24 protein-coding genes and 1 tRNA gene are annotated in these 25,574 nt (G+C 36.4%); 9 read left to right on the top strand and 16 right to left on the bottom strand.

Annotated features, from left to right (window positions below):
- Positions 1 to 64: 64 nt before the first annotated feature.
- Genes paaC through paaA form a run of 3 tightly spaced genes read right to left on the bottom strand, consistent with a single transcriptional unit; the run spans position 65 to position 2,106 of the window.
- On the bottom strand, positions 65 to 823 hold the full coding sequence (gene paaC, locus DIT68_RS04210; RefSeq protein WP_109358559.1) for a 1,2-phenylacetyl-CoA epoxidase subunit PaaC: 759 nt from the start codon (positions 821 to 823) through the stop codon (positions 65 to 67).
- A 9-nt stretch (positions 824 to 832) separates the two neighbouring features.
- Complete coding sequence (paaB, locus tag DIT68_RS04205) at positions 833 to 1,120, bottom strand: 1,2-phenylacetyl-CoA epoxidase subunit PaaB (protein ID WP_109358558.1); 288 nt, start codon at positions 1,118 to 1,120, stop codon at positions 833 to 835.
- A 32-nt stretch (positions 1,121 to 1,152) separates the two neighbouring features.
- The gene (gene paaA, locus DIT68_RS04200; protein ID WP_109358557.1) at positions 1,153 to 2,106 is read right to left on the bottom strand and encodes a 1,2-phenylacetyl-CoA epoxidase subunit PaaA; all 954 of its coding nucleotides are present in this window, start codon (positions 2,104 to 2,106) and stop codon (positions 1,153 to 1,155) included.
- A 319-nt stretch (positions 2,107 to 2,425) separates the two neighbouring features.
- On the opposite strand from paaA, the gene paaE reads away from it, so the two are divergent.
- The 4 genes from paaE (at position 2,426) to DIT68_RS04180 (ending at position 5,893) form a co-directional block, all read left to right on the top strand.
- Positions 2,426 to 3,499 (top strand): 1,2-phenylacetyl-CoA epoxidase subunit PaaE, encoded by a 1,074-nt coding sequence (gene paaE, locus DIT68_RS04195; RefSeq protein ID WP_109358556.1) that lies wholly within the window; start codon positions 2,426 to 2,428, stop codon positions 3,497 to 3,499.
- Positions 3,500 to 3,517: 18 nt separating this feature from the next.
- Positions 3,518 to 4,627: a 2Fe-2S iron-sulfur cluster-binding protein gene (locus DIT68_RS04190; protein WP_109358555.1), complete on the top strand. Its 1,110-nt coding sequence runs from the start codon at positions 3,518 to 3,520 to the stop codon at positions 4,625 to 4,627.
- The gene (locus DIT68_RS04185) at positions 4,617 to 5,309 is read left to right on the top strand and encodes an SDR family NAD(P)-dependent oxidoreductase (RefSeq protein WP_109358554.1); all 693 of its coding nucleotides are present in this window, start codon (positions 4,617 to 4,619) and stop codon (positions 5,307 to 5,309) included. The genes DIT68_RS04190 and DIT68_RS04185 overlap by 11 nt, the downstream gene beginning before the upstream one ends.
- A 146-nt stretch (positions 5,310 to 5,455) precedes the next feature.
- Positions 5,456 to 5,893: a hypothetical protein gene (locus DIT68_RS04180; protein ID WP_109358553.1), complete on the top strand. Its 438-nt coding sequence runs from the start codon at positions 5,456 to 5,458 to the stop codon at positions 5,891 to 5,893.
- 271 nt (positions 5,894 to 6,164) lie between these two features.
- Here DIT68_RS04180 and DIT68_RS04175 read toward each other — a convergent pair whose 3' ends face one another.
- The gene (locus DIT68_RS04175) at positions 6,165 to 6,731 is read right to left on the bottom strand and encodes a transposase (protein ID WP_109358552.1); all 567 of its coding nucleotides are present in this window, start codon (positions 6,729 to 6,731) and stop codon (positions 6,165 to 6,167) included.
- A 92-nt stretch (positions 6,732 to 6,823) separates the two neighbouring features.
- Between DIT68_RS04175 and DIT68_RS16615 the strand changes: the two genes are divergently transcribed.
- On the top strand, positions 6,824 to 6,955 hold the full coding sequence (locus DIT68_RS16615; RefSeq protein ID WP_255411153.1) for a hypothetical protein: 132 nt from the start codon (positions 6,824 to 6,826) through the stop codon (positions 6,953 to 6,955).
- A 102-nt stretch (positions 6,956 to 7,057) separates the two neighbouring features.
- Here the strand turns inward: DIT68_RS16615 and pfkA are convergent, their stop codons facing one another.
- Positions 7,058 to 8,029: a 6-phosphofructokinase gene (gene pfkA / locus DIT68_RS04170; RefSeq protein ID WP_109358551.1), complete on the bottom strand. Its 972-nt coding sequence runs from the start codon at positions 8,027 to 8,029 to the stop codon at positions 7,058 to 7,060.
- Between the two features lie 181 nt (positions 8,030 to 8,210).
- On the opposite strand from pfkA, the gene DIT68_RS04165 reads away from it, so the two are divergent.
- Complete coding sequence (locus DIT68_RS04165) at positions 8,211 to 9,191, top strand: pyruvate dehydrogenase complex E1 component subunit beta (protein WP_109358550.1); 981 nt, start codon at positions 8,211 to 8,213, stop codon at positions 9,189 to 9,191.
- A gap of 777 nt (positions 9,192 to 9,968) precedes the next feature.
- Here DIT68_RS04165 and DIT68_RS16635 read toward each other — a convergent pair.
- The 4 genes from DIT68_RS16635 to DIT68_RS04145 all read right to left on the bottom strand — a co-directional run bounded on the left by DIT68_RS16635 (position 9,969) and on the right by DIT68_RS04145 (position 15,983).
- Positions 9,969 to 13,229, bottom strand: a complete 3,261-nt coding sequence (locus DIT68_RS16635; RefSeq protein WP_109358549.1) for a choice-of-anchor A family protein — start codon at positions 13,227 to 13,229, stop codon at positions 9,969 to 9,971.
- A gap of 215 nt (positions 13,230 to 13,444) precedes the next feature.
- Entirely contained in the window at positions 13,445 to 14,365 is a 921-nt protein-coding gene (locus DIT68_RS04155; RefSeq protein ID WP_109358548.1) for a DUF58 domain-containing protein, read from the bottom strand.
- Positions 14,366 to 14,655: 290 nt separating this feature from the next.
- Positions 14,656 to 15,303 (bottom strand): endonuclease III, encoded by a 648-nt coding sequence (gene nth, locus DIT68_RS04150; protein WP_109358547.1) that lies wholly within the window; start codon positions 15,301 to 15,303, stop codon positions 14,656 to 14,658.
- Positions 15,300 to 15,983, bottom strand: coding sequence for a tetratricopeptide repeat protein (locus DIT68_RS04145; RefSeq protein WP_109358785.1), 684 nt, complete (start codon positions 15,981 to 15,983; stop codon positions 15,300 to 15,302). Before DIT68_RS04145 ends, nth begins: the two co-directional genes overlap by 4 nt.
- A 29-nt stretch (positions 15,984 to 16,012) precedes the next feature.
- Between DIT68_RS04145 and DIT68_RS04140 the strand changes: the two genes are divergently transcribed.
- Positions 16,013 to 16,267 (top strand): hypothetical protein, encoded by a 255-nt coding sequence (locus tag DIT68_RS04140; protein WP_109358546.1) that lies wholly within the window; start codon positions 16,013 to 16,015, stop codon positions 16,265 to 16,267.
- A 91-nt stretch (positions 16,268 to 16,358) separates the two neighbouring features.
- Here the strand turns inward: DIT68_RS04140 and DIT68_RS04135 are convergent, their stop codons facing one another.
- Positions 16,359 to 17,849, bottom strand: coding sequence for an MDR family MFS transporter (locus DIT68_RS04135; protein WP_109358545.1), 1,491 nt, complete (start codon positions 17,847 to 17,849; stop codon positions 16,359 to 16,361).
- 57 nt (positions 17,850 to 17,906) lie between these two features.
- Complete coding sequence (locus DIT68_RS16280) at positions 17,907 to 18,062, bottom strand: hypothetical protein (protein ID WP_158276105.1); 156 nt, start codon at positions 18,060 to 18,062, stop codon at positions 17,907 to 17,909.
- Positions 18,063 to 18,322: 260 nt separating this feature from the next.
- Between DIT68_RS16280 and DIT68_RS04130 the strand changes: the two genes are divergently transcribed.
- Positions 18,323 to 18,901, top strand: coding sequence for an anthranilate synthase component II (locus tag DIT68_RS04130; protein ID WP_233244149.1), 579 nt, complete (start codon positions 18,323 to 18,325; stop codon positions 18,899 to 18,901).
- A 308-nt stretch (positions 18,902 to 19,209) separates the two neighbouring features.
- On the opposite strand, the gene DIT68_RS04125 is transcribed toward DIT68_RS04130, so the two are convergent.
- Complete coding sequence (locus tag DIT68_RS04125) at positions 19,210 to 20,427, bottom strand: T9SS type A sorting domain-containing protein (protein ID WP_109358543.1); 1,218 nt, start codon at positions 20,425 to 20,427, stop codon at positions 19,210 to 19,212.
- A gap of 831 nt (positions 20,428 to 21,258) precedes the next feature.
- Between DIT68_RS04125 and DIT68_RS04120 the strand changes: the two genes are divergently transcribed.
- On the top strand, positions 21,259 to 21,726 hold the full coding sequence (locus DIT68_RS04120) for a hypothetical protein (RefSeq protein ID WP_109358542.1): 468 nt from the start codon (positions 21,259 to 21,261) through the stop codon (positions 21,724 to 21,726).
- A gap of 1,283 nt (positions 21,727 to 23,009) precedes the next feature.
- Here the strand turns inward: DIT68_RS04120 and DIT68_RS04115 are convergent.
- The 4 genes from DIT68_RS04115 to ribD form a co-directional block, all read right to left on the bottom strand.
- Positions 23,010 to 23,083: transfer RNA gene (locus DIT68_RS04115), tRNA-Arg, on the bottom strand.
- Positions 23,084 to 23,235: 152 nt separating this feature from the next.
- Complete coding sequence (locus tag DIT68_RS04110; RefSeq protein WP_394336373.1) at positions 23,236 to 23,520, bottom strand: ATP-dependent Clp protease adaptor ClpS; 285 nt, start codon at positions 23,518 to 23,520, stop codon at positions 23,236 to 23,238.
- A gap of 123 nt (positions 23,521 to 23,643) precedes the next feature.
- Positions 23,644 to 24,510: a DMT family transporter gene (locus DIT68_RS04105; protein ID WP_109358541.1), complete on the bottom strand. Its 867-nt coding sequence runs from the start codon at positions 24,508 to 24,510 to the stop codon at positions 23,644 to 23,646.
- Positions 24,507 to 25,559, bottom strand: a complete 1,053-nt coding sequence (gene ribD / locus DIT68_RS04100; protein ID WP_109358540.1) for a bifunctional diaminohydroxyphosphoribosylaminopyrimidine deaminase/5-amino-6-(5-phosphoribosylamino)uracil reductase RibD — start codon at positions 25,557 to 25,559, stop codon at positions 24,507 to 24,509. Before ribD ends, DIT68_RS04105 begins: the two co-directional genes overlap by 4 nt.
- Positions 25,560 to 25,574: the final 15 nt, after the last annotated feature.

Below are 25,574 nucleotides of genomic sequence, written 5' to 3'. Positions count from 1 at the left end.
CAAACATTCGTAATTTGTAATTGATTTTCAAGTTAAACCGTTAACAATTAATCATTAAAAAGATTTACCATTCCATTCCAGGATAGGTTCTTTGCATATATTGCAATTCAGCGAGTAAATAGCCTAAATGCTCGGAGTGCACTCCTTTTCTTCCTCCTGATAACTGCCATTTTTCTTCTGGTAAACTAAGTGTTGCTTCTTCTAGAATTTTATTCATATTGTTTTCAAAGGCAACTCTGAATGTTTTAACATCAGGAATAATCCCTTCGTTAATTAAAATCTCATCGACTTCATCTTGAAAGAACAACTCGTTGATGAATCTTGAAAGGTCGGTAACTGAAGCCTGTACACGATTGTGTGATTCTTCTGTTCCATCTCCCAAACGAATTACCCATTCGCTAGAATGTCTTAAATGATATTTAATTTCCTTTATTGTTTTTGTAGCAATTGCAGAAATTCTTTCATCTGTGCTGTTCATCAAACCTTCGTACAACAAGTGTTCAAAGTGATCAAAGAAAAATTGGCGAACAATTGTTTTTCCGAAATCTCCATTCAATTGCTCAACTAACAACACGTTTTTGTATTCTCTTTCGATACGTAAGAAAGCCAAATCGTCTTCGGTTCTCCCTTTTCCTTCAACTTCTGCTGCGTATTTATACAATTCCGTTGCCTGACCAATTAAGTCAAGAGAAATATTCGTTAAAGCAATGTCTTCCTCTAGAATGGGACCATGTCCACACCATTCGGATAAACGATGACCAAGTATTAGACTGTCATCCGCTTTTCGCAATAAAAATTCAAATAATGCTTCTTGTTTTGTCATTTTCTTGGCTTACATGTGTTTGATTCCTTCTGGAACTTCGTAAAAAGTTGGGTGGCGGTAAGCCTTAGAGTTTGCTGGTTCAAATAAAGGTCCCGCTTCTGATGGGTCTGAAGCAACAACGTTTTTAGACTCAACAACCCATATACTAATTCCTTCGCTTCTTCGGGTGTAAACGTCGCGTGCATTGTTGATCGCCATTTCTTCATCTGCTGCCCTTAAACTTCCAACGTGTTTGTGACTTAATCCTTGTTTACTTCGGATAAAAACTTCCCAAAGTGGCCATTCTATTTTACTCATAATTTCTTTCTTAAATATTTTTAAATGATGTATTAAGATACCTTTTTGTTGCGTCTTGCTCTTTTTTCAGCATAAACATTGGCAGCTTCTCTCACCCATAATCCGTCTTCTTTGGCTTTTTTACGTGCAGAAACCCTTTCGGTATTACAAGGACCGTATCCTTTTACTACCTGCCAGAATTCATCCCAATCAATTTCACCAAAGTCATAATGACCCGTTTCTTCATTAAATTTAAGATCATTATCTGGAATTTTTAGTCCAATCAATTCTGCTTGTGGAACAGTAGCGTCAACAAACATTTGTCTTAACTCATCATTCGTATGGCGCTTAATTTTCCATTTCATGGACTGAGCCGTATGTGTTGAATCCGCATCATTTGGTCCAAACATCATTAGTGCAGGCCACCACCATCTATTTAATGCCTCTTGGGCCATTTCTTTCTGCACAGGAGTTCCTTGTGCTAGTTGTGTAACGATTTCAAAACCCTGACGTTGGTGAAAAGATTCTTCTTTACAAACACGCACCATAGCACGGGCATACGGTCCGTAAGAACAACGACATAATGGAACTTGATTCATGATGGCAGCACCATCAACCAACCAACCAACCATTCCCATGTCTGCCCATGTTAAAGTTGGGTAATTAAATATACTTGAATATTTAGCGCGTCCTTCATGTAAATCGTCGATTGTATCTTCACGGTCGGCACCCAAAGTTTCAACAGCACTGTACAAGTATAATCCATGTCCAGCTTCGTCTTGAATCTTTGCTAGTAAAACTGCTTTTCTTCTCAAATTTGGAGCGCGGGTTACCCAGTTCGCTTCAGGAAGTTGTCCTACAATCTCTGAATGGGCATGCTGTGAAATTTGACGAATTAAAGTTTTTCGGTAAGCATCAGGCATATAATCTTTCGGCTCTATTTTAATCTCACGATCAACTTTGTCTTGAAAGATAGTGTCCAATGAATCTAAGTTATTTTTCTCCATGTTTTTTAGTTTTATGAGTAGGAGTTCTTTTCAGAACTCACTCCTCTACAAATTTATAAAAATATTTACTATAATGACTTCACATTTACAATTGTACTTGTGCTTTGTCTATTTTTTATCAGATCAATGTTGGCTAAAGGCTAAAACAATAAATCTGGACTTATGTTTTTTAAAGCTATGTGATTCTTAAAGGGAATGCACGAAAGTGTAAATAAGTGACAATTAAAATCATTCTGTTCTTAAGTTATAACTTTTTAGCTCCTAATCCAAGAAATATGGCTTTAGTTGTTAAATTTGTGAGCACAGAATTTGAAAAACTATGAATCCAAGATTTCACACATTAAAAGTAAAAGATATTCGTCAGGAAACGAAGGATGCGGTTTCTATTGCATTGTCAGTTCCAAACGAACTAGCGGAAAATTATAAATACACACCTGGACAATACCTCACTTTCAGAACGTCAATTGATGGAGAAGAGGTGAGAAGGTCATATTCTATTTGCACAGGCATTCAAGAAAATGAGTTGCGTGTAGCGGTGAAGAAAATGGTGAATGGAAAATTTTCTTCTTTCGCAAATGACACATTGAAAGTTGATGATGAAATTGAAGTGATGACTCCTATGGGGACTTTTACGACCGATATAGAGGAAAATACGAAAAAATCTTTTCTGTTTTTTGCTGGAGGTAGTGGGATTACGCCTGTGATGTCTTTGATTAAAACCATTTTAAATACTTCGAAAGAAAGCAACGTTACCCTGATATATGGTAATCGAGGAGTAGATCATATTATTTTTAGAGATGAATTAGAGGATTTGAAAAACCGGTTCATGAATAGGTTTAGCCTCATGCATGTCTTTAGTGGCGAAAAAATTGGAAATAAACTTCAAGAAGGCTTGTTGGATAAAAATCAAGTTGAATTGATATATAATGCGGTTTTAAAAGGTCAAAATACTGATGAAGTGTTTGTTTGTGGACCTGAGCCTACAATTTATGCGGTGAAAGACGTTTTTGAAGAGGCAGGGTTTGATCCTAAAAAAGTGCATTTCGAGTTGTTTACCTCTCCAACACAATCCAATAAAAAACCTTTACCTACAGTAGCATCAGCACATAAGGTTGACGCCAATATTAAAATCATTTTAGATGGGGAAGAGGTGTTGTTGAACTTGGACAGTAATGGGGAAAGTATTTTAGATGCTGCAGCAAACGCTGGTGCAGATGTACCTTATTCTTGTAAAGGTGGAGTTTGTTGTACTTGTAAAGCGAAGGTTTTAGAAGGGAAAGCAAGAATGGATGTGAATTATGCCTTGGAAAAAGACGAAGTTGAAGCAGGGTATATTTTGACATGTCAAGCACATCCTGAAAGTGAGAAATTAGTGGTTTCTTTTGATGAATAATAAGATTAATATAAAACTATGAGTTTGTTTAAGAAAATGTTTGGTGGAAAAAAAGGAGCAAATCCTGAAAAAGTGAAAAGCAAAAAGGAGGAATCCAGTGCTGTTTTGAAAATCAAACAAATAGAGCGCTTAACGGCAGATGCAGTTAAAGTGATTTTTGAAGTGCCTGAGTCCTTAAAATCAAGCTATACCTATGTTCCAGGACAGTATTTGAACTTGATAATGGACATCAATGGAAAAACAGAACATCGTTCTTATTCTATTTGTAGTGATATCAATGAACCTTTGGCGATCGGTATTAAAAAAGTGGAGAACGGAATTGTTTCTTCTCATTTTAATGAAGTTGCAAAGGCAGGCGATGAAATTGAGGTTGGTTTTCCAATCGGTAACTTTAAAATGTCTAAAGTGGATGGGAATTACGTCGCTTTTGCAGCGGGAAGTGGAATTACTCCTGTATTGTCGATTGCGAAATTAATCAACAATACGGCAGAAGGTCACCTAGAGTTATTCTATGGAAATAGAAATGACCAGTCCATAATGTTCGAGGAGGAAATTAATATGCTGTCTACTGATAAAGTGAACACAACGCATATTTTCTCTGAGCAAGAAAAGGAAGGTTTTAGACACGGAATGCTAACAGAGGAGGTGATTACAGAGATTATTAAAAGTAATTTAGATCTATTAAAGGCAAAAGGGTTTTATTTGTGTGGACCAGAACCTGTAATTATAAACGCTCAAAACGCGTTGAAGAAATTTGGAGTTCAAGAGGATAAAATGTTTTATGAATTATTTACTACTCCCGTTCTAATGGAGTCAACTAAAGAAGCGGTAGTTTCCGACTTTAGTGGAGTTTCTAAAGTAACCGTGATCTTGGATGAAGAAGAAGAGCATTTCGAATTGGCTTCCGACGGAGACACAATTCTTGAAGAAGTGGAGAGCCATGGAATTGATGCGCCGTATTCTTGTCGTGGAGCAATTTGTTGTACTTGTAAAGCAAAGGTTTTAAAAGGTTCAGCAACAATGGAGAAAAACTTTACTTTGACCGATTCGGAGGTTAAAGATGGCTATATTTTGACTTGTCAAGCACACCCAAACAGTGAAGAATTAATAATTAGTTATGACGAATAAGGTAATAGTTGTTATTGGTGCGAGTAGAGGGATAGGGAAAGAACTTGTGTTGCAATTCGCGAAGGAAAAGTCGAATACTGTTATTGCCCTCTCCAGAAATACGGGTGTCATGAAAGCCAATTTCACGGCAAGCAACATTCACTCGGGATTTATTGATTTAGCGGCGAAAGATTTGCATGTCGCAATGGCCGAAAGCCTAGATCAGTTTCCTGTGGTAGATATTGTGATCAATAATGCAGGAAAGTTGGTCAATAAACCCTTTCTGGAATTAAGTCGTGATGATATAGACGCCTGTTATCAAACCAATGCGATTGGAATGATGCATGCAACCCAGTTCATGGTAGGGAAAATGATTGAGGAAGGTGGACACATTGTTAATATTTCAACAATGGGTGCATTTCAAGGTAGTGTGAAATTTCCTGGCTTATCGGCCTATTCTACCTCCAAGGCTGGGATTACTAGTTTTACAGAACTTTTTGCAGAAGAGTATAAGGACACAAAAATCAAAATGAATTGCCTGTGTCTTGGGGCCACTCAGACTGAAATGTTGGAAGAAGCTTTTCCCGGTTTACAGGCACCGATCTCAGCATCAGAAATGGCGGAATATATTGTTGATTTCGCATATAACGCAACGAAGTACTTTAATGGAAAAGTGCTACCCGTGAGTTCGACTACGCCGTGATCAACTTATAATCAGTACTTAACGTCTTGTAAGGCTTCTCTATTGAAGATTTTAAGCTTGTTTCACTGGGAAAAAGAATATAGTGGTTTATAAGTATCAAATAGCGTTAATAGCTAAACATTAAAAATTAAACATTATAAGTTATAATGAGCATTCAACTTTACGCCATTCGATTAAAGAAACTATATCTAGCTATTGCTTTGCTTTCCCCAATCTGGATTGTGATTCCAGTTCTTATTCAGAAAAACGGAGGACATCAATATTTAGTTATATTTCTCGGACTTGTTTTGTTAACGCTTACAGGAATTTTAGCACAAATTATTGCACGTAGAAAAATCGAATTAGCAGTAAGTGACCATGCAGTGAATTATGAGAAGCTTTCAATTTTGAAAAATGATATTCAAAGCATAAAAATTGATAAATCGGGCATAGGAATTACTGCGATTGGATTCAATCTGAAAACAGGTAAAAAGATCGTATTGCATTTACCCAATTTAAACCGCAACGCGGAAAAAGGAATTGCGTTTATCGAAAAAGCATTACCAGAGGTTGAATTCGAAGCCCCAGTGGATTTGTTGGAATAATGACGTTTTGTTGGGTGGTGTAGGCTTGCCCTACTAGGGCATGCCTACGCACCCAAAAAACCAAAGGCATGCGTCATCCAACAAACCAACAGACATTCGTAACATCCAGCACGTCTGTTTGTTGGGTGTTGTGCCCTACTAGGGCATGCCTACGCACCCAACAAACCAAAGGCATGCGTCATCCAGCAAACCAACAGACATTCGTAACATCCAGCACGTCTGTTTGTTGGGTGTTGTGCCCTACTAGGGCATGCTACGCACCCAACAAACATCACCGTTTCCTTTTTCCATTAAAAACATCATCTTGCCATTTCTGCGGATTATTTTTTATATAATTTTGAATTCTATCAAATGAAATTGAATTACGAATGATATGATCATTAAATTTTGGTTGCCAACCAAATGACGGATTTATCTTTCGTGCGTTGATGGTTACAATTCTTTTGTATTGATTAATAATCACACCAACACTTCCGGAGTTCCAGTTTTCATTTTTACCACCAAATTTAATTTTAGCTGCTGATTTAGGATTTCTTGGTTTGGTATCACCAACCGAATTTGATGGCCTTACACAAGATTCCAAGATTAAAATTCCGTGGGTGTGGTTTGGCATAACAACAAAGTTTTCCAGTTGAACATGCTCAAAGTGATTCGGTATTTCCAACCAAAAGTTTTCAGCAAATTCTCCAATTTCATTTTTGCACATTTTTCCGTTGATTATCTCACCAAAATAATGCTTGTGCTTTGCGGCGTTTATCGTTATAAAATATGCGCCATCATTGCGATAGTCCCAAGATTGTAGTCGAAATGAACCATTTCTAAATTTTTTATTTCCCATGATTTAAGTGGTTTTTTTGTTTTATAAAAATTGATTTTGGGTAATTCCCTAAATTAAAATACAAAAATTAGTTGTATTGTTTAGAATAAATCATGGAATATTTTAATGGTTATGGAAAAACAATGGTTGGTTGTTTGGTTGGTTGGTTGGTTGGTTGGTTGGTTGGTTGGTTGGTTGGGTTGGTTGGGTTGGTTGGGTTTGATGACGTAGGCTTGCCCTATTAGGGCATGCCTACAGCGCAAACCAACACCCCAACGCCCCAACCAACCCAACCAACACCCCAACAACCAATATTTAACGAATCAATAAAACTGTACATCCATCCATTATTTCGTTAACAATTTTGCCAATAATTCTTCTCTTTCCACTTTCGGAATGGCTTTTTTCTCTATGGCATCTTTTAAATCAACAGTGATTAATTCATCTGCTTTGACACCTACCATTTTTTCTGTTTTTCCTGCCATCAATAATTCTACCGCCATAATTCCAGAACGCGTTGCCAAAGCACGATCAAAATAGGAGGGAACTCCCCCACGTTGAATATGTCCTAAAATTGTTGTTCTTAACTTGAAATTCTCCAGGTGAGGTCTCAATTTTGCCATTATCTCCATTGCGCCACCTTCTTCATCACCCTCTGCAACAATGATTATGCTGCTTCTGCGTCCTTTGTTCTGAGATTTAATTTGCGCGGCAATGGCTTCAATGTCGGTTATTGTTTCTGGTATTAAAACAGATTCTGCCCCGGACGCAATGGCTGAATTCAACGCTAAAAATCCTGAATCTCTTCCCATAACTTCAACCAAGAAAACCCGTTTGTGCGAAGTGGCTGTATCACGAATTTTATCTACGGCCTCTACTATAGTATTGAGTGCAGTATCATATCCAATCGTTGAATCTGTTCCATACAAGTCGTTATCAATAGTCCCTGGAAGTCCAATCACGGGGATATCTACTTCCTTGGCCAGTACGTTTGCACCACGAAAAGACCCGTCTCCACCAATGACAACCAGTCCATCAATTCCTGCCTCTTTTACATTGGCTACTGCACTTTTTCTGGCTTCGGCATTTTTAAATTCTGGACAACGGGCAGAACCCAAAATTGTCCCTCCACGCTGAATAATATTGTCAACGTCTGTATATTTCATATTGACGAATCGGCCTTTCATTAATCCTTCGAAACCATCCCTAATTCCTATGGCTTGAATTCCATAATGCATTGCAGATTTTGTAATTGCACGAATTGCAGCATTCATTCCTGGTGCGTCGCCGCCTGAGGTAAGTATTCCAATCTTTTTCATAGTAAAATAATAGTCAAGTTGTAAATTAAAGAAATATGAACTCTAAAAATAAGTGAATATGTTCAACCAATGATTATTTCGAGAAAAAAGATGGGCTTTTTTAACTGTTCAACGCAAAAATTCTTAGTTTTACCCTTCGTAAATTTACTTTGATTCAAAAGGAAAATATAAGACTTTAATAATGAAAACAGTTCAATTTAGAGAAGCCCTTAGAGAAGCGATGTCTGAAGAGATGCGTCGCGATGAAAATGTATTTCTAATGGGGGAAGAAGTTGCCGAATATAACGGTGCATATAAAGTTTCACAAGGAATGTTAGATGAGTTTGGAGACAAACGAATTATCGATACTCCAATTGCAGAACTTGGTTTTACTGGAATAGCAGTGGGTGCTTCAATGAATGGTTTACGTCCAATCGTAGAGTTCATGACTTGGAACTTCGCTATTTTGGCAGCTGACCAAATTATTAACAGTGCAGCAAAAATGTTGCAAATGTCGGGTGGTCAATACCATTGTCCTATTGTTTTCAGAGGTGGAAACGGAACTGCTGGACAATTAGCAGCAACACATTCCCAAGCATTTGAATCTTTTTATGCACATGTTCCTGGTTTAAAAGTGGTTACGCCATCTAACCCGGCAGATGCTAAAGGTTTGTTGAAGTCTGCAATTAGAGATGAAAGCCCGATTGTATTCTTAGAATCTGAGAAAATGTATGGAGACAAAGGAGAAATTCCAGAAGGGGAATACCTTGTGCCTATTGGGTTGGCTGATGTAAAAGTTAAAGGAAGCGATGTTACTTTAGTTTCTTTTGGTAAAATTATCAAAGAGGCTTACAAGGCTGCTGAGGAATTAAAGAAAGAAGGTATAGTTTGTGAAGTTATTGATTTAAGGACAGTAAGACCAATTGACTATGATACAGTTGTTGAATCAATCAAGAAGACAAATCGTTGTGTAGTAGTTGAGGAATCTTGGCCATTGGCGTCCATTTCTTCTGAAATTGCTTATCATTTGCAGCGATATGCTTTCGATTATCTAGACGCTCCTGTAATGAGAGTAACACAATCAGATACACCATTCCCATTCTCACCAACTTTGATGGATGAAGCTCTACCCAATGTAAGCAGAATTATTGATGCAGTAAAAGCAACAATGTACAAGAATTAGAATTTATTATTTCTAGATACTGAAAGCCCAAGCAGAAATGTTTGGGCTTTTTTGTGTCTTTGTTTTCTTGGTTGCAATGATTTTATTTTCTCATTCTAAAAGAACCTTCACTTTTAATAAACTTCCCTCAGGAGATTTGTTTTTAAATTGAATTCCTTTCGGGAGCTGTATTCGTAAGTTTAATAAAATGTAATAGAAAACGGTTTTCTCTATAATTTGACAAGTCCCTTCCATTGTTCTCGATCATAATTTTCAACGATGATGAAGTGACAATTGGTGCGATTAAGGGCGGGAGACCAAGCTGTAGTGGTTACCTGCAATTATACCAGTTCTTTGTGATGAAAACAAGTGGATGGAAATCAGATTTTTGAAGCTAAATGCATATTAAACGAGAATCAAAAAGAGATTCAGTCGGAAGCGTGAGAATTCCTCAGTCGTTTGACTCCTTTGGAGTGCCAGATGATATATACTATTGATTGGGGAAAATTGCTTATCGATTTTCATTCCGAAAATCCCGAATATAGAGAAGTCTCTTTTGTTGTTCGAAACAATCCTATAAGGCAGATTAAACAAAATTCAAAGGTTTTAAATTGAAATTAGTGCTGATTTTATAAGGAAGCAAAAAACTTTATTTCATTATCACTGAGTTTTAGTTAGAACTCAACTAAAAATCAATATTTGTTGGATAGATTACTTGTTGATAGCTGGGATTATTAGAGATAGAAAAAAAGCCACTCAAAAAATGAGCAGCTTTTTCCAAAATTTAATAGGTCTTAATTATTTAAATAAAACTCTTTTTGTTCCATAGTTCGTTTTACCGCTACTGATATTGAAGAATAAAAGTCCTTTTGGTACATTAATATCAAACTGGATTTCATTTCTTCCCTCTACAAGTTTTGTTGTGGATGAGTAGACTTTTTTACCAGTGATATCATATAGTGTAACATCTGCTTCGCTTTCTTCTTGGCTGTATAGCACGCATTTAACCGCTCCACTTGAAGGGTTAGGGAAAATTATAAAATCGTCATTCATTGTGGATAATAAAGTCATTGCTTCTTCAGGAGCCGATTTCGTAAATCTAAGCTTTTCAATGGTTAGATCTAAATCATTTGTTTGGGCTTCCACCGGCAAGAAAGTAAACGTTAACATTGTTAAGTCGTTGGCTATTAATTTTTCATTTGTCCCTGTAGAAGTAAAGTAGTCAAAAGGAACATAAAAAGTTTGTTCATTTTTGGCAACATTAATGGTTGCTTTATATTGCTGATCCCATTCTTGCACAGAGGATTTTAGCAGGCCTAAATCAAGTAAACCACTTCCTTTAACAGTAAATGATAGGAATTTGTAATCTGTATAATCATCTGGTAAGTTTCCAGGTAATAATGATTTATATAGCGTTAAATAATCATATTCACTGTGTGCTTGTATATGAACATTTCTATGGATAGGCATTTCATCTTCCTCATATACCCTATCGAAATCGTTGGATACTGTATATTCTAAAATGTCAGTGTAAGTAGGATCAAAATCTAATCCCCAGTTACCATCTGCATGGTAAAAAGCATCTTGAATTTCACCATTTACTTTAATTAAACCGTCGTACTCATAGCCATCTTTAATTTCAAAAGTGATGATTTGTTCAGTTTCAGACTTGAAAGGGTTATATCTAGAACCAAAGCCATCAGTTTCGCTGTACACTTCATCTAAAGAAATTTCAATGGTTTGTTCGTCAAGAATACTTCTTAATTTGATATCCATGTCAATTCCTTCTCTAGAAACCTTTGCAGCATATGTTTTAGGTAGTTTTTGAACTTCTGTCTGAACAACGGTTGCGTGTGCATTTAAATTATTTAAAATATCTTTCACTAATTTGTTCGTGTGTTCAGGAGAGGTCGTCCAAACTTGAAAGTTGTAAACTTCATTAGATGCAGTGAACTCATTTACATACCAATTAGATTGAAGTGTGTAATTCTCTTGATTATCATTTTTTCCTACTGCGAATGAAGTGGCGTATTCGGTTACTCCATTTCTTTGTTGAATCACTTGAGTAATGAATTTATAAGCTTCAATTTCAATGGCTTTAACTTTTAAGATTTCAGCGCCTTTAAGTCTATCACATGAGGCTTTTGTGTGGTTATAAATTTTATCAATTGTTTTTATCCCCAATACAACACCTTGTGTTTTTCCGTTTACAGAAAAGTCTACACTCAAAACTTCTTCGGCAATAGTGTAGTCTAATATATCTGTTGGTGATGAAATATAAGAATTGTCTCCTGCAATTAATTCTGATGGGAACATTTCCAATAGACTTTGACCATTGCTTTTAGTGCTGTTTTTCATTAGTTCAGCTTTATTAAATTGAAGCGCGCTGAACTTGTCGAATTGCGTAGGAATACTTTTTATTTTGCGTTGAACATATTGTTTTGACAGCGCATCTCCCAAACTCTCGCTTTCCAAACCTCCACTGTTTCCAGAATTTACTTCTGAAGATTGAATTGTAATTGGGATGATTTCTGAATTTTCACATCCGTTATTGTCAATCGTAGAAATGATTACTTCATAATAGCCCGCTTGGGTAAAGTCAAAACTCACGTTGCTTTGGTTAGAATATAAACCAGCACCCTGAGATGCCAATTCCCACGTGTAATTACTGAATAAATTAGCATTTACTAAAGTTATGTTTTTGGTAACAGTATTTGTGCCAACTCCAGTAGTTGTAATATTGTAATTTGGAGCTGTGATGTCATAGACAATTACTTGCATAGTTTCAATATCGCTTCCATAGGTGTTTGTAGTTGTGAGTGTTACAGTATATGTTCCTGCCGAAGCATAAATTTTCGTTGGGTTCATATTAGTGCTTGTAGTACCATCACCAAAATCCCAAAGATAACTCAAAGGAGCTGATGGTTGAGCAGCTGTACCCGTATTAGAAGTGTTATTAAAAATGAATTCGTTGTCGTTTAAACATTGATTGGTACTTGTGGTGTTAAACTCCGCAGTTGGAGCAACTCCAGGAGCAGGAGCACATCCGGCAATAGAAGGCTGAAAAGGAGCATAGTGCATTTCTCCACCTCTGTGATATAATGATTTTGCAATTACTTGTCCTTCAATATTGGATTGGTTAACAGACTTTGAAATATCTGCGAAAGGAGCAAAAACTGTTCCTTCGATGGTAGAGTGACCATTAATATTTAGCGTTGTGGTATTATAAAAATTATAAAGTATGAAAGGGCTTTCTTGAAATCCTATTCCTGCCTGATTCCAAACATTCCAGTTAAAAGTTCCTTGAGCATCAACATTGATAATTAAGATACGTGATGCATTTGGTTTGTTGTTATAGGTGAATACTTGAACATTATTCATGTCAGCTCCTGTAACATTCAGGTAATTTATGCCCGATTGAAGATTGATTTTAACTTGATTAGGCAGGTTAGTAGTTGGAATTGATTGACCATTCGGGTTGGTTAATTGCGCATTTCCTGTACATTGGGCAATGTCAGATGAGCTTGCTCTCATTATTTGAAAGGCACTTGCAAAATCGATTAGACTTCCTTCAAATACAGGGTTATTATTAACTCCAACACCCAATTGATTAGAATTGGCTTGAAGCATAATTTTAGGAGATGAATTGTAATTTGAAGTTGGAGTAATTCTAATCGGAGAAGCCGCATTATTCTGGTCATAGTACCAGACATTTGATCCCTGACCATTTCCGATTTTAACGTAAGTGTTTTGGTTAACTTGCAGAGCGTTTCCAGATGTGTAATTCACCTTTCCACCGACTAAAAGTCCAATCTTTGTTCCATTTACAGTAAAAGTTCCTGTATGATTTGTAGCGACTTGATAATTTCCTTGAATTTTTAAGTCTTTACCACATGCAACAGGTCCCTCAGATTCATTGGTTGAAAGCGTCATGTCGTTTTCGATGAAAACATTAAAATCTTTAGCAGGACTTGTAGGACTTTGTGCGAAAGTAACACCTGCAATGCTCATGAGTACCGCAGTGATAGCGGTTTTCATATTTAAGTATGATTTTGTCATAGAATTCTATTTTTAATAACACCACAAAGTAGTGATTTTCAGGCACAAAATTAAGAAAAATAATCTTAAATATGATGGGTAATATTATTTGATTTCGATGCTGGTATTTCGAAGCATGTTTCACAATAAGCGCTAAGCACACCTGATGCTTTAAATCAGAAGATCGATTAGTTGCGGAGTAATTCCTGAACATTCGAGATTAAGCATCCGATTAATCACCTCATTTTTCCGCGTTTATTCAGAAACTTAACCAGTAATTCATTCAAAGGTTGATTGGTGTCGAGCTCATGAAAATCAATGCCATACGCAGCACATTTTTGTTCTAATTCTCTAAAATACGCTGCAACTTGTTTGGTGTAGTGTTCCTTTACTTCTCCGGGAATAAGTTTCATTTGTTCACCAGTCTCCATGTCAACCAGTGTGTAAGGCCGGTTTTCAAATTGAAAGTCTAACTCTTTCTTTTTATCTACAACATGAAATAAAATGACTTCATGCTTGTTGTGTTTTAAATGTTGAAGCGCTTCAAAAAGTTTATCTTTATTTTCAGGATCACTGAGCATGTCGGAAAATATGACAATTAAACTTCTGCGTTTGCATAATTCAGCAATATCATGGAGTACCTGAACGGCTTCCGTAGTTTTTGCTTCGTTCGCTTCATATTTGTATAGTAATTTTTCTAATTCAGAAAAAATAAATTGATGGTGTCTGTTCGATGATTTGTTTTCCGTATGCAAATCAAGTTCATCTGTAAAGGTAGAAAGTCCAACTGCATCGCGCTGACGTTTGAGTAGCTCCATTAGGGAGGCAATACCGTAAATACTGTATTTTAGCTTGGACCAATTTTCTTCCTGTTGAAAATACATTGAACTGGAAGTGTCAAGCACAAATTGACAGCGTAAATTGGTCTCTTCTTCGTATTTTTTTGTGAATAATTTCTCTGTTCTGGCATACAATTTCCAATCAACGTGTTTGGTCGATTCACCAGTATTATAGAGTCTGTGTTCGGCAAACTCAACAGAAAAGCCATGAAAAGGAGATTTATGTAGACCAGTGATGAAGCCTTCTACAATCTGCTTAGCAAGTACTTCAAGATTGCCAAATTGCTCTAAATATTCACGGTTAATTTGTTCTGCCATGCGGGAAAGATAGGGAATTAATGTTTAAGGGGGAAGTGGTCGCGCTGTATTTTTAATGTTTAAGGTTTAATTATTAACGTGGTTGCGGTGTAATTTTTAATGTTTAAGGGTGAAGTGGTCGCGCTGTATTTTAATATTTAAGGTTTAATTATTAACTTGGATTTTGTTCTAATGAAAAACTGTTTTTAACGAATAAATCATAACCACAATTTTAACACAGTTGAAATTCAATGCTATAATCGTTAAACATTAAAAACTAAACATTAATAATTGCTAATTATTAATAATTACTAAGGTTTATAATCCTTCAATACCGATTTTCTTCCAATTGCCTCTGTAATATAATCTACGCTTAACTTTGGGTTTCTTGCAGGGGAGTGACTTCTTCCGTAAAAGATGATTTGAAGATGTAATTTGTTCCATTTTTCTTTTGGAAATATCCTTTTAGCATCTTTTTCTGTTTGCGTGACGTTTTTCCCGTTGGTCATTCCCCAACGATAAAGCAGGCGATGAATATGTGTATCTACAGGAAATGCCGGATAACCAAATGCTTGAGACATAACAACAGAAGCTGTTTTGTGTCCAACACCTGGTAAAAACTCTAAATCTTCATAATTATCAGGAACTATTCCATCGTGTTTTTCAATGAGAATTTCAGAAAGCCGATGAATCGCCTTTGATTTTTGAGGTGATAAGCCACAAGGTTTTATGATTTCTCGAATTTCTTCAACCGATAGTTTGACCATGTCATAAGGATTGTCTGCCTTGGCAAATAGGTGAGGAGTAACTTTATTTACACCAACATCAGTCGATTGTGCAGATAATAAAACGGCAATCAAAAGGGTATAGGGGTCTTTATGATCTAATGGAACTGGAGTGGTAGGATAAATTTTGTCCAGCTCTTCCATTATAAATTCTGCCTTTTCTTTTCTTGTCATTTTTCTAGTTTAAATCCATTTTTAACGAAGCTCACAAACTCTTTGAATACACTTTTTTTCGTTACTAAATCTTTAGAAACTTGTCCAAAAGTTGGAGGAGTATCTGCTTTTAATTTTTTAGGTTGTAGCGGTTCTCCTTTTGGCGTATTCATGGTGCCCGGTTTAGGCAAAGGATTAGATTTAGAGATTGAACCCTCATCATTATTCTTTACAAGAAACTTTTCTTCCTCTGACTCAAGTTCGTTCAATTTGTCCAGCATGTCATCTTGAATTTGTGCCAATTTATCGGCCTTTTCAAAATTATCTTTGGCTTTCTGTTGATAACCTTGCTTTTCCATTAATAATCCCAAATTGTTGTGAGAAATAGCGTCTTCAGGATCCACTTCTACCGCTTGTTGATACAGTAAAATGGCACCTTCTAAATCCCCAAAATAGTCTCTCGCATAGGCCAATGCAGCATAACGATAGGCATATCCTTTATCCAATTCCAGTGATAATTCAAGATCGTCGAAGCATTTCCTCTTTTGATTCATGTGCAAATGAAGTACACCTCTGTGCGAAAGAATGTCTGGATGATTTGGATCGAGCTTCAAGGCTTTATTAAAAGCGATTAAAGATTTTTCAAATTTCTGCTCATCCAAGAGCTCTTGTGCTTTTTTATGTTCCGAATTAATATACATTTGTGTTCCTTAATTAATGAGACAAACTTATGGACTTTCCACAATATAGAAAACGATTTGACAATAAGTCTTTTTACAAAGTTACATCATTTACCACATTTGAAGAAGTTCAATTAGTAGGTAAACGTTTTTTAATTCATGTTGTTCACGCAAAAAAGTATTTTGAACAGTTGCAAATTCAAGATATGTTGGCTTCAGAAATTGAAATGTACCAAATGAGTGAAGAAAGCGAATTTGAAGAACAGTTTCAGGCCGCGAAAGAATATATTGCACTCAAGAAGTGAAAGAAAAATAATTCTAGCATCTTGCGGAAGATTTTGTCAGTACATCCACCAACTCATCGAACTAATTGCAGCGCTGTGTTTGTGTGAAGTCTTAGTTCTTTATACTCGGGAACTTGGCGGGAGTCCAAAGTAAAATGAGAATGGTGACCAAAGCCATTATTGAAATTCCTGCATAGACGAATTGTGTAGCATCGAAAAAAGTTTCTCTGAGAAAAAACTGCAATTCTGCCCCTGTCTCCTTGGATTGCATGACATCCACTAGCTCATTTACACTAGGTAGATTCGTTTTTAATTCCTGTGGAGCAGCTTCCATTTTAGAATTTAATCCATAATTGAAAACCACCGCGAATAAGGCAGCTCCTAAGCTTTGACCAAAATAGCGCGAGAAAATATTGGCTCCAGTGACTACCCCACGTTGGGCGTATTCCACCGTCGATTGAACACCCACCAATAGTGGCGTAGAAATTAAACCAAATCCTGCCCCCATAAGCATTTGAATGGCCACCAAAGACCAAGCAGGACCAGGGAATTGAATAAAAAGGAAGCTAAAAGTTCCAATCCCTACAATAGTGATTCCGCATAATGCGGTGTTTCGAAATCCAATTCTTAGATACAGTTTTCCTGATAAAGCGGAGGATACCGGCCAAGTAATGCTCATGCTGGCTAAGATGAAACCTGCAGCAATAGCACCCACACCGGTTACCGATTGTGCGAAAACAGGTAGATACATGCTCGGTCCCATGAGAATCATTCCCATTCCTATGGTGGCAAGATTTGATCCCAGTGTGACCCGTTTTTTCCAAACCCAAACGGGTAAAATAGGTTCAACAGCTTTTCTTTCTATGCGAATGGTAACGATGATGAGTAAAACAGATGCCGAGAGATATCCAAGCATGGTATAGGAAAGCCAAGGCCAAGATTTTCCGCTTTCTAGCAAGGTGTACATGATAAGAAACGCGGTGATCAGCATAGAAATTGCTCCTGCCCAATCGATTTTTGGTTGTTTGGCGCTTTTTCCTTCTTTTAAAAATTTCACAATAAGGCCAATGGAAAGTAGTCCAAATGGGATATTGATGAAGAAAATCCACCTCCAGGAAACATAATCCGCTAAAAAGCCGCCTATGGCTGGTCCAAGAATAGCAGATATTCCCCAAACACTGGAAAGCCAACCTTGAATTTTGGCCCTTTCTTCAATGGTGTAAATATCGCCAGCAATTGTGTTCACAGTGGCCATGATTGCTCCTGCACCTACGGCTTGGATTCCTCTGAAAGCGATAAGCGAAGGCATGTTCCAAGCAAAGCCACAAGCCGCTGAACCTACGAGAAATACGATTATTCCATATATAATAATCGGTTTTCTGCCCAATAAATCTGCCAGTTTACCATAAAGTGGGATGGTAATGGTTTGTACCAAAAGGTAAATGGAAAAAAGCCAACTGAACAGAGAAAACCCTCCCAAATCACCAACAATCTGAGGAATTGCGGTGGCCACAATGGTGTTGTCCATCGCAGCGAGAATCATAGTCATCATTAAAGCGGCTAAAATCCAATTTCTTTTGAGTTCTGTTTTTTCTACTTCCATTTTGTTTTGTGAAGGTGCAAAGATAGGGTTTCGTTTTAATGCTGCTCAGAAACCTTATCAGTAGTTCAATAAATTACGGTAGAATATAGTTTTGTCTTTAATCTGACAAGCATCTTCAATTGTTTGAAATTCATAATTTTTAGCAATGTCAACTTTCGAAGATTTCTTTTTTAATTTGTTGAAAATAGAAATTTTCGAAGGATCTGTTGCCATTTATTCCAGTTGATCACCTGAAGACAATCTTATGATTATCAATATACAGTTCTAAATTTCGCAGGGAAGAAAATAGGCCTTTACAATCTGCGACTTAAAAGCTCACCCTGTTTTATTTTTAGTTCGCTTCATTTTACCAGTTAAAAGCTTTGTTTTATAATTGTTGTCTAATTTAATACAGTAAGATGGATGGCTGGAATAAGCGCAATATATTCTCTTCCATTTTTTCAAGGCAAGACTTTGTTTTTTATATTTGGCGAGTGAAGAAAAAAATATTGGTGCTCGACAATTACGATTCATTTACCTATAATTTGGTTCATTATATTGAATCGAGTGGGGACTATACTGTGGATGTTTTTAGGAATGATGAAATCGATATTGACATTGTAGATCAATACGATACTATTGTACTTTCTCCAGGACCTGGCTTACCCGAAAACGCTGGGATTTTAAAAGAGCTCATTCGACAGTATGCACCTTCTAAGATAATACTGGGCGTTTGTCTAGGTATGCAAGCCATAGGAGAGGTGTTTGATGGTCAACTCGAAAACTTGGAGAATGTTTTTCATGGCGTTTCAACACAGTTATTTGTTGAAGAAACCAATGATTTACTCTTTAAAGGTTTGCCACAAACATTTCAAATAGGGCGTTACCATAGTTGGGTGATTTCGTCTAAAAACTTTCCTAAAGATTTAGTGGTTACCTCAAAAGATGAAAATGGACAAATCATGTCTTTGAAACATATGGATTATCAGCTCTATGGAGTACAGTTTCACCCAGAATCTGTTTTGACAGAATACGGAAAGGAGTTGATTAATAATTTCTTGGAAATAGAATAAGCCAAATTTGTTTTTATCCATCTAGTTTTCTATTCAATTTCCGAGCATTACTGAATTCTTGTGTAAACATGTAAATATCAGCATTGCCCTGATCAAAAGAAAGTATTTGGGTTCGCCAATTTAAATGAACGTGGAGTTTCGTCTTCCTGGTTTTTGAAATTATTATAGAAAATAAGGTGAACATTTCCTGTTGCTAAATTGAAGAATACATTTTAGTGTAATTGATTAGGCCAGATGTAAAATTCCCGCTAAGTGTTTTGAATCGTAACAACAACGCAAAGGAGTTTACTTATGGCAGAATATCGAACTTAGCTTTTAACGATTAATTTCTTTGTTTGATTTTCAAACTTTATGAAATAGACTCCTGGTTTTAAGTCATTTTTAATTTCTGCAGCAGATTCAAATTGCGAGATTGGACAGCTTTCTATTAAAACTCCATTTGAATTGTAAATAGAAAGGGCAGCATTTCCGGAGGTGGAGTGTAAATGATCAAAATAAATTACACCTCCCTGTTGGATTGGGTTTGGATGCATAGTGAAGTCGTTGATAGTCTGGAGATTAACACTGATAGTGGGAGAGTATTCATATTTTCCGTCATAGTCGGTTTGCTTTAATCGATAGTACGATACACCGTTATATGGGCTTCTATCTGTGGTAGAATAGCTTAAACTTGCAGTGCTGTTACCTGCGCCTTCAATGTTTTCCAAAATTTCCCAAGAAAAACCGTCTTGACTTTTTTCAATGGTGAAATAATCATTATTTGTTTCAGAAGCTGTTCTCCAATTTAAATCTACTGTAGAGTTGTCTATATTCAGTTCTGAAGAAAATGAGATGAGTTTTATGGGTAAAGGAGAGTAGGTAATTCCTTTTAAAATATAGTTGTCATAAATTGTTTTGTTCATACCAGAACCGTCCATTAATTCACCAATTTTGATCTGACCAGCTCCAGTCCAATCTAAAACCATTCCTAGGTCAAAGTTAGCTGACCATTTTTCATCACCATCAACAAATAGTTGCGCAGTTCCTGTATTTGGAGAATATTTAAAGCGATAAGTTCTAAAAATGTCATCTAATGGAATATTAAAAACATTTCCAGAATTAACGCTTGTGCCTAATGCTGGGGTATTTGGGTTTTTTAATTTGAAGGACACGATGAGTTGACTTGCACTTAAAAATGAAAATACAGATCCTCTTTTAAAAAATGTACCCTGGGATTCATCTCTTTGATAATCTATGGACAAATCAATTCCTTCTACGTTGAATATAGGGTCATTCGCAAAAAACATATTAATGTCCTGCTTATTTTCATTAGGACCGGCATTTAAACCATTGGTCCCCCCCGCACCATTGGCTGCAGTTAAAGCGATGGGTGAAATACTTGTCGCATTTGGACCAACATCCGCTATTTCTGGATCTTGCCCAATAACATCCCATGTGAATTGTGAAATTACCGTTGTAGTTTGTGATAAAGCAGAATAAGAGATAGAAATGAAAAGTAGTAGAGTAGCGCTGTAGTGTTTTTTCATTGAAATATGAATATAGTTTTAGAAATAGTAAAAAAATAAGGACAAATGGTGCGACCGTTTTAGTTCACAATTTGTTCGGTGTAAAAGTAATAAAAGTTAATTGGGTTACCAAGATAGGTCGTTTATGGAAGGAGAATTTTCTATGCTGTAATCCTAGCTAAGCCCACAGAGTGGGTGATATGTTAATAAAAAACGACTTGCGTTTTTTATTAAGCCACAGAGTGGTGACACAACCGGAATTAATACTTTCATTAACCTAGACTAGTTCTTTTTTCAGAAAAGAAAAGGCCGCTAATTACTTAACTTGTACCCATGTGTCGCCACTCTGTGGCTTTTAGGAGCGAACTCATAATTGTTTTTATTAACATTTTGCCACTCCTGTGGCAATGGTAAATTTCAAAACAAATTAATGATAAGTCGAATCCAAAAAAATCATTTTTTTTTTAAACTTCTGAATTGTCTGAAAAAAAGCTTGACGGTGAAAATAAGATTTCCTTCAAATAAACTTTAGCTAACGACCTAACTTGGTAACCCAAAAAGTTAATTTAAAATGCTTTTTCAGCTTGTTAAGACATAAGATTTGTTAAATATTTTGATTGAAAAAGCTTTGGTTTTAGCGCAAATAAATGGACAGTAAAAAGGATTTGTTGGGCTAAAATTAAACTTGGAATGCGGCATTCACCTGACATTAATGAATTTTTATAGCTTGAGGTTGGGGCTTTTTTCTCTGAAATAAAGATAGTATTGTCTTAATTTTAAGGTCTTAACCCTACTTGCACAGTCGAAAGTTGTTTAGTATATTAACCTAAAATTAACAGAAAACATAATTATATGAAATTAACTAAGATTGTATTGACAGGAGTAATAGCGGCAGCAATGATGAGTACTTCGTGCTCTTCAGACTCGAGTGATCAAGCTGCAGATTCGGAACACCCAGCTGCTACTTCAGAAGGTGAGCATCCTTCTTCTGATGCCGAGCATCCGTCCGATTCAGAGCATCCGGCAGCAAATTCAGGAGATGAACACCCATCTTCAGATTCAGAACATCCAAATGACGCTGATCATGCAGACGGCTTTCATGAGGCAAGTGCTGTTGTAAAACACGAAGAGGTAAAATTGACTTTGTTGCCACCAGCGGTTAACGAGGCGTTGAAAGCGGAAGAATACCTTGATTATAAGACTGAAAGAGCCTTTGTTATTGAGGAGGACGGTGTGAAAACTTACGAAATCATTGTAAAGAAAAATGATGTTGAGTCTAAAATGCTATTCAATTCAGAAGGGATTAGATTAGATAGATAACATAATTGTTTTTAAGGTTTAACAATTTTATTGAGGGCCATACCATTACGGTGTGGCTTTTTTTTGTTTCTTGATTTAGTTCTGCATCTATACGCCACAAGAAAAATAGCTCTAATTAAAAGTCGGGTGTAATTCAAAATGAAGAACAGAATGAAAAAGAATCGACTTAATTTTGAATTGCCAGGTCTTTCCATTGTTGAACATAATAATTTTCAGTGACGATCAGAATGACAGTTTAGGAATATGTTCCTAGTCCAATGTTATCCTGATGAAAATTTATATTTCAATTTGTTGAAATGGAAATTTGCGAAGGATCTTTTCAGTTTGCCTATTAGTTACATGGTTGTTTATTTATCTTATCGGATTCGCGTGAGAGGATGATCATGGAGGGAGATTTCTTTGTAGTGCAATCCTAGCTATGCTCAAAGAGTGGTAAAACAAATCGGAATTAACTCTATCGTTAATTTAGAGTAGTTCTTTTGATAGAAATGAAGTGACTATTAATTGCTTGGTTTTTAAGTGTGTGTCGCCACTCTGCGGCAATCCTAAATATCAAAACAAATCAATGATAAGTCAACTTAACAATTCATTTTGATGCTTTTCGAAAACTTTACCAGCAGTTGAATAAATTACGATAGAAAAGGGTGCTCTCTTTAATTTGGCAAGGTCCTTCCATTGTTGAAAATCACAATTTTCAACAATGATCAGGATGACAGTTTTCGGAGTTAGGGGGGTAAACGAGAGGAAAAAACAAAACGCCAGAGCGCTTTTGTTTTTTCCTCTCGTTTGAAATATGTCCCTACTACAATGTCATCCTGAAGAAAATTCCTATTTCAATTTGTTGAAATGGAAATTTGCGAAGGATCTTTTTAGTTTGCCTATTAATCACTTACTTGAAGAGATGTATTTAGGGGTAAAGTATAGGCATTAAAAATGATCTGGCACGGAGTTAAGTTTGGTTGTGAATTTTGAAGACTGGAGTGCAGAGTGGGTTTCAGAGTGAGAAAGAAAGTGGTAATGATGTAAATATAATGAAACCCCGTCAAGAGTGTAGATCTTTTAGTGCTCCGAATCGCTGCGTTGAGCATGTCGAAACGTCCGAATAAAAGCTTTGAAATCTTAACGATTTCTAGTCCTTTTTTATTCAGTTTTAAAATTAGAGAATTGTTTTCATGAGCTTGCTTTGCTGCGGTTCATTTTATATTCCCTTGAACGCCTTTTAGTTGTTCAGACGAATATAAAATAAAAAAAGCCTCCACTAACGTGAAAGCTTTTCTTCTTAGTGACCCCGTCAAGATTCAAACTTGAAACCTCTACAGCCGTAATGTAGTGCTCTATTCAGTTGAGCTACGGAGCCATTTTATGTTTTTTAAATTCGCTATTCTTTCATAGCGAGTGCAAAATTAACTCTTTATTTTCCAAAAACAAGGGGAAACTGAATAAAAATGAACTTTTTTTTATAATAATTCCAATGTGCTTGTAAATCAAGGGGTAAAGAGCTGATGTTTTTTATTCTACTTCTGCAGAAATTCCACGGTCTAATAAACCGGTGCACATTCCTTTTAATTTTTCGTAATCTCCAGATTTAACATCGCACTTTCCTTTATAGTGGATCAACATTGTACATTGCTCTGCTTGAACAGCGTCATGCTTGCAAATCTTGATTAGCGATTCTATCACGTGATCAAATGTGTTTACGTCATCATTATACACGATTAAATTATGTTCGGCAACTTGCTTTTCAACAACTTCTTCCTCAAATAATGTTTCTGTACTCATTTTAAATTCTCTCATTGGTTATGTGATGCAAAAATACACTATAAATTGATGACCGCCAATTATATTTTGTGCCCAAGCCCGAAACAAATAATTGGTCAATAGGAAGGTGTTGACGCTGAATGGAATCTCTTCGCAAGATTACAGTGTCAAAAGTAAAATTGCTGCAACAGAAACAATTCCTCCAACGATTTTTAAAGTAGAAGCAGACTCTTTGAAAGCAAGTATTCCGATGATGAAGGACGCTATGACAACGCCGGTATTGTTCACCGCATAAGTGACGGAATCCGATAATCCTGAAAAGCGAATGGCCATTAAAAGGAAATACATTGAAAAGAAGTTTGGAATGCCCAAAATAAATCCTCCTAAGATGGCGCTCTTTTGAAATTGAATGTCACGCTTAATTACTTTTACAAACATGAAAAGCAAACCTAAAATCGCCGCTACTCCAAAGCCAAGTGCAGTAAATAATGCCAAAGAAAGATCTCCAGCGGCCACCTTTTCAACGTAATTGACAACAGTATCTAACATTCCGCTTCCCAAAAAAAGCAGAACGAGAAACCAAACTTTTCCCTTTCCTCTTTTTTCTTGGTCGATTTTCTTTTGAAAGGTAATGAGGAATACGCCAATTAATGCAGCCATAATTCCTATGATTTTAGTGAAATAAACAGATTCCTGATATAAAAATATTGCCGCCAAAACAGGAATGGCTAAACTCATTTTTACCGTCACAGAGGTAATTCCAATTCCATTTTCTTGCGAACTTTTTCCCATCATTAAAAACAAGCCTATAAAAGACGCACCGACAATGAAAACAAAGGGAATCCAAAACCCTGTGCTCAAATCCCCAGCTTTCCATTCATCTCCAAATAGGAAAAGTCCAACGGAAAAACCTGTGATGTAGTTGTAAACAATCGCTTGGAACACATTAATGTTAAAGCGTTCGAATAATCTAAAGGTGATTAAAATTAAAGTTGAACTGGCGATGCTGAGTAATAAATAAATCATGATTTTCGGTAGTGCTGAATAATATCGACGCCAACTGTTTCGTGAGACAATAAAGTTTTATTCAATAGGAGAGGAGCGGTAATCCCTTTTCCAAATGTTGAACTGCCAATCAATTGATAAGCTTCATCCCAAAGTCCGTCGGAAATAAAATTCGCATGTGTTTGTGCGCCGCCTTCAATGAAAACGGAAAGCATTTTTTTTTCGTATAACAGCTTTAAAATGTTTTCTGAAGTCACCTTTTCTAAAGTGATTAACTTAACATGTTGGGGTAAATCCTTAATTTTAGATTGCAAACTTATAATTGTTGTCGCTTCGCCATCGGTGAAAACTTTGGCCTTCAGATTTGAGTTTCCATTCGAATCAATCACAAAACGATGTGGAGATTTTCCTGCGATTTTTCTGACATTCAACTGCGGATCATCATTGTTTATTGTTTTCCAACCTACCATAATCGCTTGCTCTTCACTTCGCCATTTGTGGACAAACATTTTCATTCTTGGCTGCGTAATCCAATTGATTCCTTCTGCTCTTTCTTCTGGCAAACGGTCCATAAATCCATCTCTTGTTTCTGCCCATTTCAATACAACATAAGGCCTTTTTTTCTCGTGATAAGTGAAAAATCTTCTGTTCAACCAGCGGGCTTCCGTTTCCAAAACACCAATTTCCACTTCAATTCCAGCGTCTTTCATGCGTTGAATTCCTTTACCAGAAACTTCAGAAAAAGTATCTAAACATGCCACAACAACGCGTTTAAATTTGTTTTGAACAATCAAATCCGCACAAGGAGGTGTTTTTCCAAAATGAGCGCATGGTTCCAAAGTCACGTAAATTGTTGACTCAGAAAGTAAAGACATGTCTTCAACATCATTCACCGCATTTACTTCCGCGTGGGCTTGACCATATTCCTGATGAAAACCTTCGCCGATGATTTTGTCATTGTGAACAATCACCGCGCCCACCATAGGATTCGGCGCTGCATTTACACCCGCTAATTTTGCCAATTGCAAGGCCCGCTGCATATAAATTCTATCTTTTTCTTGTTGTGACATAGTGGGTGCAATTTA

The organism is Brumimicrobium oceani (assembly GCF_003143775.1).
Taxonomy (GTDB): Bacteria; Bacteroidota; Bacteroidia; order Flavobacteriales_D; family Crocinitomicaceae; genus Brumimicrobium; species Brumimicrobium oceani.
The sequence above is the reverse complement of the archived record's forward strand: the minus strand, read 5'-3'. Positions and strand labels throughout refer to the sequence as shown.